The sequence below is a fragment of the Roseivivax isoporae LMG 25204 genome (assembly GCF_000521865.1).
Lineage (GTDB): Bacteria > Pseudomonadota > Alphaproteobacteria > Rhodobacterales > Rhodobacteraceae > Roseivivax > Roseivivax isoporae.
In genome coordinates this window covers 1-17,357 of sequence record NZ_JAME01000002.1, presented here as the reverse complement: position 1 = coordinate 17,357, position 17,357 = coordinate 1, and the positions used below count along the sequence as shown (strand labels likewise).

The following is a 17,357-nucleotide window of genomic DNA, read 5'->3' as shown; positions in this document are numbered from 1 at the left end:
GCGGTTGCCATCCGGGCGCGCAGGACCGAGGGTCGCACGCCATGAAGATCGTGTTCAGCCGCAAGGGCTTCGACACCGGATCGGGCGGCGGGGCCTCGCCCGTCGTGGACGGCCGCCCGGTCAGCCTGCCGATCCCGGAACGCCGCGGCAGGGGCATCCCCTACGGCGCGCTCGGGCTCGGGGACGCGGTCGCCGCGGCGTCGCGCGGGCGCGTCACCGCGGACGATCCCTGCCATCTCGACCCGATGTTCGAGAACGGGCGCTGTGCCTTCGGGCAGGCAGGCGCGGCGCAGGCCCACCTTGCCAATCGCGGCGTGGGCGCCGGCGACGTGTTCCTGTTCTTCGGCCTCTTCGAGACGCCCGGCACGCGCGAGCGCCATCACCGAATCTTCGGCGCGCTCGAGGTCGAGGAGGTCGTGCCGCTCGGGCCTGCACCGGACGCCGCCGGTCAGCCGCATGGCTTCACCCGCCGGCACCCGCACACGGAGGGGCGCTGGCCCGCGGCGAACGCGCTCTACCTCGGGCGCGGCACCCTCGCCCGGACGGCGCCCGACGCGCTGCGCCTGACCCGGCCGGGCGGGCCGCTCTGCCACTGGCGGGTGCCCGACTGGCTGCGCGAGGCGGGGCTCAGCTACCACGCCCATCCGGACCGCTGGTCCGAGCCGGGCATCCTGCGGAGCGTGTCACGGGGTCAGGAATTCGTCTGCGACGCGGGCGACCGGCCGGAGGCGCGGGACTGGCTTGCCGCCATGCTCGGGCGCATCGCGGCCGCGGGCTGAGCGCCGCTCAGACCGGGTCGATCTTCTGGAAGGCGTCGCGCAGTGCGTCCGACCACGCCCGGCTCATGCGCGCGAACCCCTCGTCCGACGCCTCGATCCGCCGCTGGCGGGTGATCCGCAGCGCGTCGGCCTCGATCACCGCGAGGTCGAGCGGCATGCCCACGCTCAGGTTCGAGCGCAGCGTCGAATCCATGGAAAGGAGCACCGCCTTCTCCGCGTCGGCGAGCGGCGTGCCGGGGGTGATGACCCGGTCGAGAATCGGCTTGCCGTACTTGTGCTCGCCGATCTGCAGGTAGGGCGTGTCCGACGTCGCCTCGATGAAGTTTCCCTCGGGATAGATCAGGAACAGCCGCATGGGCCCGCCCCGCCGCTGCCCCGCGACGATCATCGACGCCGAGGCCGCCTGCCGCATGCGGTCCATCTTGCCCGACACCTCGGCGGTCACGTCCGATAGCGTCTGGCCCACCAGTTCGGCGACCTTCAGCATCGACGGCGCCTTCAGGATCGACCGGCTCTCGTCGGCATCCTGATCCTCCGCCGCCTCGGTCAGGCGCGCGAGCGTGGTCTGCGTGACCGACAGGCTGCCTGCGGTCATGATCGCGACGACACGCTCGCCGTCATTGGCGAAGGTGAACATCTTGCGGTAGGTCGCGATGTTGTCGAGCCCGGCATTCGTGCGCGTGTCCGACAGGAGCACGATCCCGGCGTCCAGCAGAAGTCCCACGCAATAGGTCATCGTCCCGGCCCCCTGCCCTCAAGACACCCCGAGCTAGCCGATCGCGGACCCTGCGTCCATCGGCTGCGCGTCGCGGGCCCAGGATGACACGCAGGCGTGACCGCGCGGTTACTGCTGCCGCTGCCCGGCCCCCTGCGATTGCTGCTGCGCCTGCCCGGCCTGCGACACGCTGACGGAGACGCCCAGCGTCTCGCCCGCCTGCCCGTGCAGGACGCCCCGGATCGGCGCCGCATCGTGCGAATCGAATCCAGAACCGAGCCGGACATAGGTCGCATCCGGGCACTTGCGGTTGGCCGCGTCGAACCCGACCCAGCCCAGCCCGTCGACCCAGAGTTCCGCCCAGGCGTGGCCCGCCTCGTCGCCCACGCTGTCCGCGGTCGACAGCAGGTAGCCGGTCACGTAGCGCGCCGGGATGTCCGCCGCCTGTGCGATCGCGATGAGGACGTGGGTGTGGTCCTGGCAGACGCCCTGCCCGCCGTTCAGCGCCTCCGAGGCGGTGGTCGCGGGCTCGGTCTCGCCCGGCACGAAGGCGATGGCGTTCGCCACCGCGCGCATGAGCGCGTGCGCGCGGTCGAGCGTGCCGGCGCCCTCGAGCCCGTCGAGCGCGTCCCGCGAGAGCCCGCGCAGCTCGGCGGTCAGCGCGGTGCGACGGGTCGCGGTCAGGTAGGCCGAGGGCGGCACCAGCTCGCGGTGCCCCTTGAGGACGCCCGCGGTATCCGCCGTCTCGATCTGGCCCTCGACCGTCACGGTCAGCTCGGTCACCGGGCCGCGCACGCTGACGGTCTGCGTCATGTCGCCCGCGCCATCGCGAAAGCTTGCGCCCACCACGCCGCCCGGCACGTCGACCGACCAGCTGAGGACCCGCTGCGCGGCATTGTCCGCGGGCCAGAGCCGGTGCGACTGCACCAGCCGCTTGACCGGCGCGTCGAAGGCGTAGCGCGTCTCGTGCCGCACGTGCAGCTTCATGCCGGTTCTCCCTGCAGGTAGGTGTCCTGGATGGTGCCCGCGATCTCGGCGTTCTGGCGCGTGAAGCGGGTGAGGAACTCGTGCAGCCCCTCGTCGAAGATGTCCTCGACCTGCGCCTCGGCAAGTTCCGCGAGCAGCGCGCGCGCCACCGACTGCGCCCGCGAGGGCTGGCCGTAGCCGCGCGAGAGATGGTCGAGGCTGTCCACCGTCATCTGCACCGAGTTCAGCAGCGAACGCGGGAACTTGGTGTTCAGGATCACGAAATGCGCGATCTTGGCCGCGGTGATCTCGCCGCGATAGGTCCAGTTGAACGCCCGGTGCGCCGACATCGACCGCAGGAGCGTGACCCATTGCGTCTGGTCGAGGCCCGAACCCACGTAGCTGAGCGAGGGCAGCAGCACGTAGTATTTCACGTCGAGCAGCCGCGCGGTGTTGTCGCCGCGCTCGATCGAAAAGCCGAGCCCCATGAAGTAGTAGCCATCGTTTCGGAGCTGCGTCGAGGCGATGCCCCCGCGCGCGAGCGCGCAGGCGTTCATGGTCCACTCGGTCAGGTCGGTGAGCTGCATCCGCGAACGTTCGGTGCGGTGGAACTCCTGCAGCTCCTGGTAGGCGCCGTTCAGCCCGTCCCAAACCTGGCTCGTGAGCGCGGTGCGCACCACGCGGGCGTTCTCGCGCGCCATGGCGAGGCAGGACGCCACCGAGGACGGGTTCTCCGTGTCGAAGAACATGAAGGTCTCGATGTTGCGCTGCTTGGTCTCGCCGTATTTGTCGCGGAACGCGTGCAGCGACCCGGTGGCCTGCAGGATCGCCTCCCAGTCGTTGCGGAAACCGCCGCCGATGTCCGGCAGGAGCGCGTTGCGCGCCCCCACCTGCAGAAGGCGCGCGGTGGTTTCGGCACGCTCGATGTAGCGCGCCATCCAGTAGAGGTGGGAGGCCGTCCGGCTCAGCATCTTGTCACGTCGCTCCGTTCTCAGTCCGCGAGGACCCAGGTGTCCTTGACGCCGCCGCCCTGGCTCGAATTGACCACGAGCGAGCCCTCCTTCAGCGCCACGCGGGTCAGACCGCCGGGCACCAGCTCGATCGTCTCGCCCACGAGGCAATAGGGCCTGAGATCCACGTGGCGGGGCGCGATGCCCTCTTCCACGAAGGTCGGGCAGGTCGACAGCGCCAGCGTCGGCTGGGCGATGTAGTTCTCGGGCCGCTCGGTGATCTTGGCATGGAACGCGTCGATCTGCGCGCGGTCTGCCTTGGGCCCGACCAGCATGCCGTAGCCGCCCGAGCCGTGCACCTCCTTGACCACCAGCTCGTCGAGATGCTCGAGCACGTACTGGCATTCGTCGGGCTTTGCGCATTGCCAGGTCGGCACGTTCTCGAGGATCGGCGCCTCGCCCAGGTAGAAGCGCACCATTTCGGGCACGAAGGTGTAGATCGCCTTGTCGTCGGCGACACCCGCACCGGGGGCCGAGCAGATCGACACGCCGCCCGAGCGGTAGACGTTCATGAGCCCCGGCACGCCCAGCATGGAATCGGCGCGGAAGCAGAGCGGGTCGAGGAAGGCGTCGTCGATCCGGCGGTAGATGACGTCCACCTTCTGCGGACCCTCGGTGGTCTTCATCCAGACGAAATCGCCCTCGACGAAGAGGTCCTGCCCCTCGACCAGCTCGACGCCCATGAGGTCCGCGAGGAAGGAATGCTCGTAATACGCCGAGTTGAACTGGCCGGGCGTCAGGATCACCACGTTTGGCTCGCCTTCGCATTTCTGCGGCGCGACCGAGGCCAGCGTCTTCTTCAGGAGCGCCGCGTAGCCGTCCACCGGCGCGATGCGGTTGTCGACGAAGAGCTGCGGGAACATGCGCATCATGATCTCGCGGTTCTGCAGCATGTAGCTGACGCCGGACGGCGTGCGGCAATTGTCCTCGAGCACGTAGAACTGGTCGCGGCCGGTGCGCACGATGTCGATGCCGACGATGTGGCTCCAGACGTTGCGTGGCGGCCGGACGCCCACCACCGCCTTCTCGAAGGCGGCGTTGCGGGTCACCAGGTGTTCGGGGATGCGGCCCGCGCGGATGATCTCGCGCCGGTCGTAGACGTCGGCCAGGAAGGCGTTCAGCGCCGCGGCGCGCTGGCGGATGCCGCGGTCGAGCCGGCGCCATTCCGCGGCGGTGAAGACGCGCGGGAACATGTCGAACGGGATCAGCCGTTCGGGGTCGCCGCCCTCGCCGTAGACGGCGAAGGTGATCCCGACGCGGCGGAACAGGTTCTCCGCCTCGTGCTGCTTCAGGCTGCGCAGGTCGGCCGGCATCTCGTTGTGCCAGCGTTCCAGGTTGCTGTACGCAGCCCGGATGTCCGCGCCGTTCATCATCTCGTTGAACGTACCCGATAAGTCTTGCGTCATGTGCTGAGCCCCTTTCCCGCACAGACAAGCACCGGAACACGCTGATCCGCAAACACTTTGAATGTCATGGCACGCAGGCCGCGCCCCCGCCGCCACAGCAGGCGCCCGGCGCGCCGTGATTCCGCATCACGACCGCGCCCTCCGCCCGCCGAACGGGCAGATGCAGGACCGCCCGGGGCCGGCGCGGCGCCCGTCCTGCCGCTTTTCCGGGCAGGCCCCTGCGAAAACGGTGAGAACGCGCGCAGAATCCGGTTTACGCATGGTCAGCGTGCACTGATCCCTCTGCGCGGCGCGGAGGCGTCCCTTACTCAGGTGGTCGGGACGCGCCCGGACCGGCGCGCCCCGGGCCGTCGGGCAAGGGGCCGATCCGCGTCAGGTGAGGCAGCCCGACACAACCGCAAAATCTGCGACGCTTCAGGGGGCGCGAACCGCCCGGCCGGGCCACGTGCGCCCGACCGGTCCCGCTCGAGCGTCCGAAGGGGGAACGACGATGGTTTCGAAATCCAGACTGGCCGCCGCCACCGCGCTCGCCGTCGCCTGCGGCGCCGGCAGCGCGCTGGCGCAGGAGGCGTCCTGCCCGATCAAGGTCGGCGTGCTGCACTCGCTGTCGGGCACGATGGCGATCTCCGAGACGACGCTCAAGGACACGATGCTGATGCTCGTCGCGCAGCAGAACGAGGCAGGCGGCCTTCTGGGCTGCGAACTCGAGGCGGTCGTGGTCGACCCCGCCTCGGACTGGCCGCTCTTTGCCGAGAAGGCGCGCGAGCTACTGAGCGTGCACGAGGTCGACGTGATCTTCGGCAACTGGACCAGCGTCAGCCGCAAGTCGGTCCTGCCGGTGATCGAGGAGCTGAACGGGCTCCTGTTCTACCCCGTGCAGTACGAGGGCGAGGAAAGCTCGCGGAACGTGTTCTACACCGGCGCCGCGCCGAACCAGCAGGCGATCCCGGCGGTCGACTACTTCCTCGAGGAGCTCGGCGTCGAGAAGTTCGCGCTGCTCGGCACCGACTACGTCTACCCGCGCACCACGAACAACATCCTCGAAAGCTACCTCGAGTCGAAGGGCATCGCGGAAGAGGACATCTTCGTGAACTACACGCCCTTCGGCCATTCCGACTGGGCGACGATCGTGTCGGACGTGGTGGCGCTCGGCGCAGACGGCAAGCAGGTGGGCGTCATCTCGACCATCAACGGCGACGCCAATATCGGCTTCTACAAGGAACTCGCCGCTTCGGGCGTCTCGGCCGACGACATCCCCGTCGTGGCCTTCTCGGTGGGCGAGGAGGAGCTGTCGGGCCTCGACGCCTCGAACCTCGTCGGCCACCTCGCGGCGTGGAATTACTTCATGTCCGCCGACACGCCCGAGAACGCTGAATTCATCGAGACCTGGCATGCGTTCATCGGCGACGACGCCCGCGTGACCAACGACCCGATGGAGGCGCACTACATCGGCTTCAACATGTGGGTGAACGCCGTCGAGCAGGCGGGCACCACCGATGTCGACGCGGTGCGCGAGGCGATGTGGGGCCAGGAATTCCCCAACCTCACCGGCGGCACGGCGGTCATGGGCGTCAACCATCACCTCTCGAAACCGGTGCTGATCGGCGAGATCCGGGCGGACGGCCAGTTCGACATCATCAGCGAGACCGAGGAGGTGCCGGGCGACGCGTGGACCGACTACCTGCCCGACAGCGCCGTGCTGACCTCGGACTGGAAGGACCTGGGCTGCGGCATGTACAACACCGAGACGTCGAGCTGCGTGCAGATGAAGTCGAACTACTGACGCGGCCCCGCGCGGCGCCGGCGACAGGCGGGGCGACAGGCCGCCCCCGCGCATGCCGCCCGGCGCCGCACCCCTTTCCCTCATGACCCCGGTGCCCCTCATGCTGCGCGCGCTCCTCGCTGCCCTCGTCCTTGCCGTGACGGCCCTCGCGCTGCCCGCCGCGCTGCGCGCGCAGGAGGCGGGAACGCTGCAGGCGCTGCTGCAGGGTCACGCCGAGGAGGTCGCCGATCCCGGGCGCCAGACCGTCGGTCCCGTGATCGCGGACCTGCTGGCCTCGGACCTGCCGGGCGTCGCGCTGTTTCTCGAGCGCTGGCAGAACAAGGGCGTGTTCCGGAACGCCGGAGACGGGCTTTTCTACTATGCCGACCGCGCGGGCGACACGTACACGCTGCGCGACATCTCGAGCGACGCCGGGACCGGCACCGCCCCCGCGGACGCGATGACCGAGATCCGGCCGAATGGCGGCGTGCGTCGGGTGATCGCCGGCGCCCTCGTGCAGTTCCAGCTGTCGGACCCGGACCGGGCGGCGCGCGTGGCCGCGCTCGACGCGATCTCGCGCCGGCCCGATCCCGACCAGCTCGCCCCCCTGCGCAACTCCATCGCCGAGGAACCGGACGCGGTGCTCGCCGCGCGCAAGACGCGCCTCGTCGCCATGCTCGAGGCGCGCTTCGGCGCGGGCACAGAGACCCGCGTCGCCGCGATCGAGAGCCTGTCGGATGCCATGGACCTCGAGACGCGCTCGGTCCTGTCGCAGATTCTCGCCGCCGACAGCGCCGTGGCGCCGGCCATGCCCTCGGACGCGAACGTGGCCCGCGTGCTCGAAGTCGGCACAGACCTCGGCGAGACCGACGCCTACGGCCGGCTCGTCGCCGCCGACCTCGCTCCGCCGGCCGTCACCAACGCGGCGGTGCGCGACGCGCTCGCCGCGAACGTCGTGGACGGGCGCGTGGGCGGCATCCCCGTCGGCCGCCTGTCCGATCCCGCCGCTCGGGCCGAGGCCTATGCGGCGCTCGCCGAGGCGGGCACCGTCGCCCCGCTCGTGACCGACGCGGACCGCCGTGCCGCGGTTGCCGACCACGTGTTCTACGAGGTCTACGCCGAGGACGACCCGGCGGTGACGGACGCGGCCCGCACGGCGCTCGACGAGGTCGAGGCCCGCGTCGCCCGCTACCAGGTCCTCGATATCGGGCTCGACGCGGTCTCGCTCGCCTCGATCTACTTTCTCGCGGCGATCGGGCTCGCCATCACCTTCGGCGTCATGGGCGTGATCAACATGGCGCACGGCGAGTTCATCATGATGGGCGCCTACACGGGCTACGTGGTGCAGCAGGTGGTGCCGAACTACACCGCCTCGCTGATCGTGGCGCTGCCGCTCGCCTTCGTCGTCACCTTCGCCGCGGGCGTCGCGATGGAACGGCTGGTGATCCGCCACCTCTACCATCGCCCGCTCGAGACGCTTCTCGCGACCTTCGGCATCTCGATCGCGCTCCAGCAGATCGCCAAGAACGTCTTCGGCACGCAGGCCCGACCGCTCACGGCGCCGTCCTGGCTCGACGGCGCGTGGGTGGTCAACGACGTGGTGGCCATTGCCAACATCCGCATCGCGATCTTCGTCCTCGCGCTGATCTTCCTCGCGCTGCTCCTGTGGATCCTCAAGCGCACGCGGCTCGGGCTCGAGGTGCGCGCGGTGACGCAGAATCCCGGGATGGCCGGGTCGATGGGCATCGATCCCGACCGCATCAACATGCTGACCTTCGGGCTCGGCTCGGGGATCGCGGGGATCGCGGGGGTCGCCATCGGCCTCTACGCCAAGGTGACCTCGGAAATGGGCGCCGACTACATCGTGCAGAGCTTCATGACCGTGGTCGTGGGCGGGGTCGGCAATGTCTGGGGCACCCTCGCCGGCGCCGCGCTGATCGGCGTCCTGCAGAAGGGGATCGAGTGGTTCAACCCGTCGAACACGCTCGCCGCGCAGACCTACATGATCCTCTTCATCATCCTTTTCATCCAGTTCCGTCCCAAGGGCATCGTCGCCCTGAAGGGCCGTGCGGCGGGAGATTGAGCATGACCTGCGCGCTCCGGGCTGCTATCGTCCACCCGTTTTCATCAGCGGGATTTGACGATGCGCCGTTTCATGACCCTCGCCTTCCTGGCCGCCGCGCCGGCCCCTTCCCTCGCCGACGGCTTCGGCTTCCGGACCCCGACGGGCAACATCTACTGCAACGGCTCGATGGAGGGCGGCGCGCTCCTCGACTGCGTGATCGTCAACCACGAGGGCCAGACATGCCCGACCGGGCTGGAACTGCACGTGGGCATGGGCGAACGCGGTCCCGCGCACGCGCAGTGCGTGAACGGCCCCAAGCGGCTCTCGACCTATACCGACGTGGCGGATTACGGCGTGACCGGCCGCTTCGGGGCCATCGCCTGCACCTCCGAGAGCACGGGGTTCACCTGCCACAACGCCGACGGGCACGGCTTCTTCCTGTCCCGCCGGGCACAGCGCATCTTCTGAAGAAGGCGCGGGCCTGCGCCCTGCGGCTCACCTTGCGCGCGCCGTTCCCCGCGTCCCCCGCGAGGGAGGCCCGTCCATGACCCGCACGCTGATCCGCGAGAACCCCTCGATCCCGTGGTTCCTCGCCATTCTCGCGGCCTTCTGCCTCGGGGTGACGCTCATGGCCGAGGCGACGGGCGTCGGGATGCTGTCCACGTCCTTCGTCAAGACGCTGGGCAAGACGCTCTGCCTCTGCCTCGTCGCCATCGCGATGGACGTGGTCTGGGGCTATTGCGGCATCCTCTCGCTCGGGCACATGGCGTTCTTCGGGCTCGGCGGCTACGCGATCGGCATGTGGCTCATGTATGCCCGGACCGAGATCATCGTGACCGGGAGCCTCGCCAACGCGCCGATCCCGCCCACCCCGGCCGAGATCGAGGACGCCATCGCCACGCAGATCTTCGGAGTGGTGGGCGCGAACGAGTTCCCGCTGATCTGGGCCTTCGCCGACAGCCTCGCGCTGCAGCTCCTGATGGTCGTGCTGGTGCCGGGGCTTCTCGCGCTGGTCTTCGGCTGGCTCGCCTTCCGCAGCCGGGTGACCGGCGTCTACCTGTCGATCCTGACCCAGGCCATGACGCTCGCGCTGGCGCTCTACCTCTTCCAGAACGACAGCGGTCTCAGGGGCAACAACGGCCTCTCGGGGTTGCAGAACATCCCCTTCTTCCGCGACACGCCGCAGAGCGTCATCTCGATCGCCTTCTTCTGGGCCTCCGCGCTGGCCCTCGCGCTCGGATACGTGCTCTTTGCCTGGGTCGTCTCGGGGCGGATGGGGTCGGTAATCCGCGGCATCCGCGACAACGAGGCGCGGGTGCGTTTCCTCGGCTACCACGTGGAGGGCTTCAAGCTCTTCGTGTTCACGCTCTCCGCGGTGGTCGCGGGCATCGCGGGGGCGCTCTACTACCCGCAGGCGGGCATCATCAACCCGGCCGAGGTGGCGCCCATCGCCTCCATCTACCTCGCGGTCTGGGTGGCGATCGGCGGGCGCGGCCGGCTCTACGGCGCGGTGATCGGCGCGGCCTTCGTGTCGCTCCTGTCCTCGTGGTTCACCGGCGGCGGAGCCCCCGACATCGACCTCGGGGTCTACGAGATCCGCTGGACCGACTGGTGGCTGGTGCTGCTGGGCCTGTCCTTCGTCGCGGTCACGCTGTTCGCGCCGAAGGGCATCGGCGGCCTCTTCGATCTCGTGGCCCGCCGCCCGGCACCGACGGCCGCGCCGGCCCGCACGCGCGCGGAGGCGGCGGAGTGATGGCGTCGCTGCTCGAGCTGTCCGGCGTCTCGGTGTCCTTCGACGGCTTCCGCGCCATCAACAACCTCTCGTTCCAGATCGGCGAGCCGGAGCTGCGCGCCATCATCGGTCCGAACGGCGCCGGCAAGACGACGTTCATGGACATCGTGACCGGCAAGACCCGGCCCGACACCGGCCGTGTCCTCTGGGGCGAGAAGTCGGTGTCGCTCCTCAAGCTCTCGGAAAGCCAGATCGCGCGGGCGGGCATCGGGCGCAAGTTCCAGAAACCGACCGTGTTCGAGGCGCAGACCGTGCGCGAGAACCTCGCCATGGCGCTCAAGGCGCCGCGCGGGCCGCTCGACGTGCTGCGCCTGCGGCCTACGCAGGCGAGCGCGGACCGCATCGCCGCGATCGCGGCCGAGATCGGCCTCTCGGACGACCTGCCCCGCATCGCGGGCGAGCTGTCCCACGGCCAGAAGCAATGGCTCGAGATCGGCATGCTGCTGGCGCAGGATCCGCGGCTCCTGCTCGTGGACGAGCCCGCCGCCGGCATGACCCCGGCAGAGCGCGCGCACACCACGGACCTGCTGAAACGGCTCGCGGAACGCCACGCCGTGGTGGTGGTGGAACACGACATGGACTTCGTCCGCAGGCTCGGCTGCAAGGTGACCGTCCTGCACGAGGGCTCGGTCCTGGCCGAGGGCAGCCTCGACCACGTCACCGCAAACCGCGACGTCATCGACGTCTACCTGGGACGCTGAGGAGGCGCCGCACATGCTCGAGGTCGACCGCCTGACGCTGCATTACGGCCAGAGCCAGATCCTGCACGGCATCGACCTCGTGGCCGAAGCGGGCCGCGTGACCGCCGTCATGGGCACGAACGGGGTGGGCAAGACGTCGCTGCTCAAGGCGATCGCGGGCCGGCATCCCTATTCCGGCGGCACGGTCACGCTCGATGGCCGGCGGCTCGACCATCCGACCGCCATGCAGGCGGCCCGCGCGGGCATCGCCTACGTGCCGCAGGGGCGCGAGATCTTCCCGCTCATGACGGTGATGGAGAACCTCGAGACGGGATTTGCCTGCCTGTCGGGGCCCGAGCGCGGCGTGCCCGACCGCATCTGGCGGCTCTTTCCGGTGCTGCGCGAGATGCGCGCGCGGCGCGGCGGCGACCTGTCGGGCGGCCAGCAGCAGCAGCTCGCCATCGCCCGCGCGCTCATCACCCGGCCGCGCGTGCTTCTGCTCGACGAACCGACCGAGGGCATCCAGCCCAACATCATCCAGCAGATCGGCCGCGTCATCGCCGAGCTGCGCGACGAGGGCGAGATGGCGATCGTCCTCGTCGAACAGTATTTCGACTTCACCTGGGGCCTCGCCGACCGCTTCGTGGCGGTCACGCGCGGCGCGGTGTCCCTCTCGGGCAAGGCGGGCGAGATCGACCGCGAGGCGCTCCTGTCGCGCGTGTCGATCTGACGCCGCGGCCCGTCCGCCCTTGAGTGGCGGGGCATGCATGCTATTGCGGGTGGCGACAGCCGGAGACTGCCCATGCTTGCCGCCCCGCCCCTGCCGCTGACCCGCGACCTCGTCCTGATCGGCGGCGGCCACACCCACGCGCTGGTGCTGCGGCGCTGGGGGATGAAGCCGCTGCCGGGCGTCCGGCTGACGGTGATCGACCCCACGCCCGCCACCGCCTATTCGGGCATGCTGCCGGGCTTCGTCGCGGGGCACTACCCCCGCGAGGCGCTCGAGATCGACCTCGTGCGGCTTGCGCGCTTTGCCGGCGCGCGGCTCATCCTCGGGCGGGCCTGCGACCTCGACCTGCACCGCCGCGAGATCGCGGTCGAGGGGCGGACGCCCGTGGGTTTCGACGTGGCCTCGCTCGACATCGGCGTGACCTCGGACATGCCCGACCTCGTGGGCTTCGGCGCCCACGCGGTCCCGGCCAAGCCGCTCGGTCCCTTCGCCGAACGGTGGGAGCGCTTCCTCGCCTCGGGCGCGGAAGGCGACGCGGCTGTGATCGGCGCGGGCATCGCGGGCACCGAGCTCGCGCTCGCCATGGCGCACCGGCTCGCGGCGGTGGCGCCAGAGCGGCAGGTGCACCTCCTCGACAGCGGCCGTGCCGTCGCGGGCCTGCGCGCGGGCACGCGGCGGCGGCTCGGCGAGGCGCTGCGGGCGGCGGCGATCGTCCTGCACGAGGACGTCGAGATCACCCGCGTCGACGCCGCGGGTCTCGTGCTGGCCGACGGCACCGCGATCCCGGCAGCCTTCGTCGCGGGCGCCGCCGGCGCGCGGGCACAGCCCTGGCTCGCCCGCTCGGGGCTCCACATGACCGACGGCTTCGTGACCGTCGGCCCGCGACTGCAGAGCTCGGCCGAGGGCATCTTCGCCGTGGGCGATTGCGCGCACATGGCGGAGCATCCGCGCCCCAAGGCCGGCGTCTACGCGGTGCGGCAGGCGCCGGTTCTCGACCACAACCTGCGCGTTGCGCTCGGGCGCGGCGGCTATCGCCGCTACCGGCCGCAGCGCGATTACCTCAAGCTCGTCTCGCTCGGCGGCACGCGCGCGCTCGGCGACCGGTTCGGCCTGTCGTTCTCGGGCGGCTGGGTCTGGCGCTGGAAGGACCGCATCGACCGCCGCTTCATGGAGAAGCTGTCGGACCTGCCGCGCATGCCCGCGCCCGACCTGCCCTGGCCCCGCGCCCGCGGCCTGCGCGAGGCGCTGGGTCCAAAGCCCATGTGCGGCGGCTGCGGCGCCAAGGTCGGGCGCGGCACGCTGAACGACGCGCTCCGCCGCATCTCGCCCCCGCAGCGCGACGACGTGGAGCGGCTGGCCAACGACGACGCCGCAGTGCTGGTCGTGGGCGGCGTGCGGCAGGTCATCAGCACCGACCATCTGCGCGCGCTCTGGCCCGACCCCGCCGTCATGACCCGCATTTCCGCCGTGCACGCACTGAACGATGTGCACGCCATGGCGGCGGCCCCGCAGGCCGCGACCGCGAACGTCATCCTGCCGCGGCTCTCGGACGCGCTCGCCGCGCGCACGCTGCAGGAGATCCTGCAGACCGCCGAGGAGGTCCTGCGGGCTGCGGGCGCCGATCTCGTGGGCGGGCACACCTCCGTCGGCGACGAGCTCAGCATCGGCTTCTCGGTCACGGGCCTCTGCGACGGCGCGCCGGTGACGCTCTCGGGCGGGCGCCCGGGCGACGCGCTGATCCTGACCAAGGGCCTCGGCTCCGGAACGATCATGGCGGCCGAGATGGACCGCCGCGCCGGCGCCCGCACGGTCGCCGCGGCACTTGCCGCCATGACCCGGTCCGAGGCGCTCGCGGCGCATGTCCTGCGGGGTGCGCGCGCCATGACCGACGTCACGGGCTTCGGCCTCGCCGGCCACCTGCAATCGCTCGCGGCCGCCTCCGGCACCGGCGCGGAACTCTGGCTGCACGCGATCCCGCATCTGGACGGCGCACTTGCCCTCGCGGCCCGCGGCGTGCGGTCCTCGCTCTACCCCCAGAACCGCGCGGTGATGCCCGACCTGCCCGAAACCGCCGAAATCGCGCTGGTCTTCGACCCGCAGACGGCGGGCGGGCTCCTCGCCGCGGTCGCCCCCGAGGATGCCCGCGGCCTTCTCGCGGCGCTCCACGCCGAGGGTTACACCGAGGCGGCGCAGATCGGCTGGCTGACCGGCGGGATGGCCGGCCAGATCGACGTCACGGACTGACCCGCGCGGCGGGTCCCATGCCCGCCACCATGGCGGCGACGCGGTCCGCCACCGCCTCGAGCGCCGGCGGATCGAGCCGCGCGGTGTCGACGCGCCCCGCCACGACCGGCCCAACCGCGCGCATGGAGCGCCGGTAGGCCGGGTCGTAATGGTCCGCGACCAGCGCGGCGCAGAGCGCCCGGCGGTCGCCCGCGCGGATGAGATCCGTCCAGTGGTCGACCACCTCGTGGCCGCGGTGCCGGCGCAGCGGGTCGAGCTTCTGCCTGAGCGCGGCCTCATCCGACAGGATGTCGTCGTAGGCCTCTGCAAGATAGGCCGCCCGGGCCTCGACCGGCGCCTCGACCTCGATCCAGGGCGCGACCTTCATCGCCTCCCAGAGCGACGGCGGCAGCAGGATGCGCCCGATCTTCGAGCTCTCCGCCTCGACCACCACCGGCCGCGCCGGGTCGAGTCCGTGCAGCGCCTGCACCAGTGCCGTCTCGAAGGCCTTCTGCGACGGCTGCCCGCCCGGCAGGTCGCCGAGAAGCGAGCCGCGGTGCCGCGCGAGCCCCTCGAGGTCGATCACCTGCACGCCCCGCGCGGCAAGCCGCGGCAGCAGCGCGGTCTTGGCCGTGCCCGTGTAGCCGCCGAGCTGCACGAGCGAGAAACCGAGCGGCGCCGCGTAGAGCCGGTCCGTCACGAGTCGCCGCCAGGTGCGATAGCCGCCCCCGAGCGCCTCGGCCCGCCAGCCGATCTGCTCGAGCATCCAGCGCATCGACCCCGAGCGCTGCCCGCCACGCCAGCAGTAGACCAGCGGCCGCCAGGCGCCGTCATGCAGGGCGAGCGGCCCCTCGACATGCGCCGCGGCATTGCGGAACACCAGCGCCGCGCCGATCTTGCGCGCGAGGAACGGCGATTGCTGCTTGTAGATGGTGCCGACGCGGGCCCGCTCGGCATCGTCGAGGACCGGCAGGTTGATTGCCCCCGGCACGTGGTCCTCGGCGAATTCCGACGGCGAGCGCACGTCGATCACCGTGTCGAAGCCATGCGCGAGAAGGTCGTCGGCAGAAGTCGCTGTGTAGCTCATCCGCCTGACCTAGCGCCCTCCGCGGACCAGCGAAAGCCCGCACGCACGGCCGCCCGCACGCGGCGCGATTTTTCTCGTCCCCGCCCTCTGGACACCGCCGCGGCCCTCGGCTATCCCCCCGCTCACCCCGAGGGTCAGCCCTCACCCGTGCCCGGGTAGCTCAGGGGTAGAGCAGTGGATTGAAAATCCTCGTGTCGGTGGTTCGATTCCGCCCCCGGGCACCACTCATAAACCATTGATTGGCAATGGTTTTTAGCACCCAAGAGCTGGTCGAAATTGTGCGGACGCTGCTCCGGGACGACAGCGGGACGACAGACTCCCCTCCCTTGATCGATTGGCTCAGACACGATTACTGGCATATCCGCGTTTCCGGCGAAACCTGATCGACATCATTTCTTCTCCAGTTCAGCAATCGGAGAAGAAGAATGAACCACGAAGACACCCCCCACGATGTTCTGCTGCCGATCACGGCGGTCTGTGAGATCGTGGCTCGCTCCAAGGCAAGCATCTACCGCGACATAGCCCGCGGAACGTTTCCCAAAGCACAGAAACAAGGGCGTTCGAGCCGCTGGCGCCGCTCTCTCATCATGAAGGTGGTCGAAGGAAAATTCCCGGAGTGATGCAGGCAGTCGGATGAAACCTGAAGCATGCAAAGGGTTCGCTCTGCCGCAGGTGCCTCGACAATGTAGGGCCTTATCCTTGAGCCATAGATACTGGAAGAAGGCCCGCGCAACTGCCCGGGCCTTCTTCGTCTTTTCATTCCGCCGAGCTATCCGCGTGTCGGCAGGCCCTTACCATGAAAGAAGCCGACTGCCGGCAACGCCTCATGCGCAGAGAGACGCCGCGCGAATATGAAAGCGGTTGGGTATCGGGCATACCATTCTACCGGGGCTTCGAGATAGCCGAGCGTGCCGAGCGCTTCGAGGGCCGTCTCACGTATGACACCGCACTCGAAATACCACTCTGCTTCTTCAATACCGGGCTCGACGCCGAAGCGGCCGTCGCCCAGATCGAACACCCCTGCGACGAGGGTGAACGGCCCGATATCGCGATGAACATGTTCGCACCAGGCCCACGCCTTGCCGAGATCAAACGCGAGCCGTGCCCGGTCGCCGCCGAAGGGGTCGGACCTCCTTATCATGCCCACACCTCCGATGCGGAGCGGCAGACGGTTCTGTCCCGCTTCACCGCGCCATCCTCCGATTGACCGCCCGCTCGGCGTCGAGGCGGGCCTCGGCGACTTGAAGCATATGCCTGAGACGGCGAAGACCGTCGTGCCAGGCGCGGATGCGCTCACCACGTTCCGTAAGGAACCGCCTACGGACCACGTGGCCGACCGGCCCCTCCTCCGTGTCGAGATGACCCTCGAAAACGTTCCGGTAACCTCTCGTTTCTTCGTCCATCTCGGCTTGCAGCAGCGCGAGTATGGGCGTTATCGTTGCCGACACGCCATGCCTCAGGCCGCCGCCTCCGCGCACACGCGCGGCCCATCGCGCCATTACGGCGCGGTCGTGAGCACTCCCCGCAATGTCTGCCGACAGCAGTCCGTCAGATGCGGCCTCGAGATCGAACAGGATCTTCGCGCAGAGGTTTTCCAGGGGCATTTCCAGATAGTCTTTGTTCATGGCCAACTCCTCGTTTTTCTCGGCGCAGCACCTTGCTGCGCGCGTCAAGATCCCGGCTCGGAGGCCGGGCGTTGGTCATGCCCGTCGCACGAGCCATTCACTGAGATCGACCTTTCGGCCCGCCGGTCCGATCTCCTCCAGGAGTTCGGTGAGTCGGTCCGTCATGTGCCCGACTTCCTCACGAGACCGATCCGTTTCATCGTCGTGCGCAGCGCCTACGGTCCGTGCCTTTGCCAGGAGCTGATGGCGGCGCTCGAGATCGGCCTGCATGGGCCTCGATAACTGCGCAGAACTCGCGATGTCACACATCAGTTGCAGACAACCCAGGTGCGCCCTTGGTCCGCCGACGGTCGCCACCGCGCCCAGGAGAGCCTCGCCATTGGGGTCGAAGATCTCCTTCACCACGATCACTCGAGCTCTCGGGTTTTCAACCTTGACCCTGTCCATCTTGTGAAACATGCCGATACTCCTTGTCGCGCCGTCGTTCGTGACAACCGTGACCTGCTCCCTTTGGAGT

17 protein-coding genes and 1 tRNA gene are annotated in these 17,357 nt (G+C 69.7%); 11 read left to right on the top strand and 7 right to left on the bottom strand.

What is annotated here, in order from left to right; translation table 11 throughout:
* Positions 1–41: 41 nt before the first annotated feature.
* The gene (locus RISW2_RS01205) at positions 42–779 is read left to right on the top strand and encodes an Nmad3 family putative nucleotide modification protein (protein WP_043765554.1); all 738 of its coding nucleotides are present in this window, start codon (positions 42–44) and stop codon (positions 777–779) included.
* A gap of 7 nt (positions 780–786) precedes the next feature.
* On the opposite strand, the gene RISW2_RS01200 is transcribed toward RISW2_RS01205, so the two are convergent.
* The 4 genes from RISW2_RS01200 to RISW2_RS01185 all read right to left on the bottom strand — a co-directional run bounded on the left by RISW2_RS01200 (position 787) and on the right by RISW2_RS01185 (position 4,876).
* A complete protein-coding gene (locus RISW2_RS01200) occupies positions 787–1,515 on the bottom strand; it encodes a proteasome-type protease (protein ID WP_043765552.1) in 729 nt (242 codons plus the stop codon).
* 108 nt (positions 1,516–1,623) lie between these two features.
* A complete protein-coding gene (locus RISW2_RS01195) occupies positions 1,624–2,481 on the bottom strand; it encodes a transglutaminase family protein (RefSeq protein WP_043765550.1) in 858 nt (285 codons plus the stop codon).
* Positions 2,478–3,431 carry an alpha-E domain-containing protein gene (locus RISW2_RS01190; RefSeq protein ID WP_043765548.1) on the bottom strand — a complete coding sequence of 318 codons (954 nt, stop codon included), beginning with the start codon at positions 3,429–3,431 and terminating at the stop codon, positions 2,478–2,480. Before RISW2_RS01190 ends, RISW2_RS01195 begins: the two co-directional genes overlap by 4 nt.
* A gap of 20 nt (positions 3,432–3,451) precedes the next feature.
* Positions 3,452–4,876 carry a circularly permuted type 2 ATP-grasp protein gene (locus tag RISW2_RS01185; RefSeq protein WP_043765546.1) on the bottom strand — a complete coding sequence of 475 codons (1,425 nt, stop codon included), beginning with the start codon at positions 4,874–4,876 and terminating at the stop codon, positions 3,452–3,454.
* A gap of 490 nt (positions 4,877–5,366) precedes the next feature.
* On the opposite strand from RISW2_RS01185, the gene urtA reads away from it, so the two are divergent.
* The 7 genes from urtA to selD all read left to right on the top strand — a co-directional run bounded on the left by urtA (position 5,367) and on the right by selD (position 14,149).
* The gene (urtA, locus tag RISW2_RS01180) at positions 5,367–6,659 is read left to right on the top strand and encodes an urea ABC transporter substrate-binding protein (RefSeq protein WP_043765544.1); all 1,293 of its coding nucleotides are present in this window, start codon (positions 5,367–5,369) and stop codon (positions 6,657–6,659) included.
* A 100-nt stretch (positions 6,660–6,759) separates the two neighbouring features.
* Positions 6,760–8,721 (top strand): urea ABC transporter permease subunit UrtB, encoded by a 1,962-nt coding sequence (urtB, locus tag RISW2_RS01175; RefSeq protein ID WP_156943762.1) that lies wholly within the window; start codon positions 6,760–6,762, stop codon positions 8,719–8,721.
* 60 nt (positions 8,722–8,781) lie between these two features.
* Positions 8,782–9,171: a hypothetical protein gene (locus RISW2_RS01170; protein WP_043765542.1), complete on the top strand. Its 390-nt coding sequence runs from the start codon at positions 8,782–8,784 to the stop codon at positions 9,169–9,171.
* Positions 9,172–9,247: 76 nt separating this feature from the next.
* Positions 9,248–10,456 carry an urea ABC transporter permease subunit UrtC gene (urtC, locus tag RISW2_RS01165; RefSeq protein WP_051491725.1) on the top strand — a complete coding sequence of 403 codons (1,209 nt, stop codon included), beginning with the start codon at positions 9,248–9,250 and terminating at the stop codon, positions 10,454–10,456.
* Positions 10,456–11,196 (top strand): urea ABC transporter ATP-binding protein UrtD, encoded by a 741-nt coding sequence (urtD, locus tag RISW2_RS01160; protein ID WP_043765540.1) that lies wholly within the window; start codon positions 10,456–10,458, stop codon positions 11,194–11,196. Before urtC ends, urtD begins: the two co-directional genes overlap by 1 nt.
* Before the next feature lie 13 nt (positions 11,197–11,209).
* A complete protein-coding gene (gene urtE / locus RISW2_RS01155; protein ID WP_043765539.1) occupies positions 11,210–11,905 on the top strand; it encodes an urea ABC transporter ATP-binding subunit UrtE in 696 nt (231 codons plus the stop codon).
* A 72-nt stretch (positions 11,906–11,977) separates the two neighbouring features.
* Positions 11,978–14,149: a selenide, water dikinase SelD gene (gene selD, locus RISW2_RS01150; RefSeq protein ID WP_043765537.1), complete on the top strand. Its 2,172-nt coding sequence runs from the start codon at positions 11,978–11,980 to the stop codon at positions 14,147–14,149.
* Here selD and mnmH read toward each other — a convergent pair.
* Positions 14,139–15,215, bottom strand: a complete 1,077-nt coding sequence (gene mnmH, locus RISW2_RS01145) for a tRNA 2-selenouridine(34) synthase MnmH (protein WP_043765534.1) — start codon at positions 15,213–15,215, stop codon at positions 14,139–14,141. The two genes, selD and mnmH, sit on opposite strands and share 11 nt — an antisense overlap.
* 149 nt (positions 15,216–15,364) lie before the next feature.
* On the opposite strand from mnmH, the gene RISW2_RS01140 reads away from it, so the two are divergent.
* The 3 genes from RISW2_RS01140 (at position 15,365) to RISW2_RS24440 (ending at position 16,422) form a co-directional block, all read left to right on the top strand.
* Positions 15,365–15,439 (top strand) — tRNA-Phe (locus tag RISW2_RS01140).
* A 201-nt stretch (positions 15,440–15,640) separates the two neighbouring features.
* Positions 15,641–15,835 carry a helix-turn-helix transcriptional regulator gene (locus RISW2_RS23835; RefSeq protein WP_084615201.1) on the top strand — a complete coding sequence of 65 codons (195 nt, stop codon included), beginning with the start codon at positions 15,641–15,643 and terminating at the stop codon, positions 15,833–15,835.
* A 176-nt stretch (positions 15,836–16,011) separates the two neighbouring features.
* A complete protein-coding gene (locus tag RISW2_RS24440; protein ID WP_156943752.1) occupies positions 16,012–16,422 on the top strand; it encodes a hypothetical protein in 411 nt (136 codons plus the stop codon).
* On the opposite strand, the gene RISW2_RS01130 is transcribed toward RISW2_RS24440, so the two are convergent.
* Together RISW2_RS01130 and RISW2_RS01125 are read right to left on the bottom strand one after the other, a co-directional pair.
* On the bottom strand, positions 16,400–16,840 hold the full coding sequence (locus tag RISW2_RS01130; RefSeq protein WP_043765530.1) for a hypothetical protein: 441 nt from the start codon (positions 16,838–16,840) through the stop codon (positions 16,400–16,402). The genes RISW2_RS24440 and RISW2_RS01130 overlap by 23 nt on opposite strands.
* A 75-nt stretch (positions 16,841–16,915) precedes the next feature.
* Positions 16,916–17,357, bottom strand: a 442-nt coding sequence (locus tag RISW2_RS01125) for a hypothetical protein (protein WP_043765528.1), incomplete at its 5' end; no start/stop codon positions are given.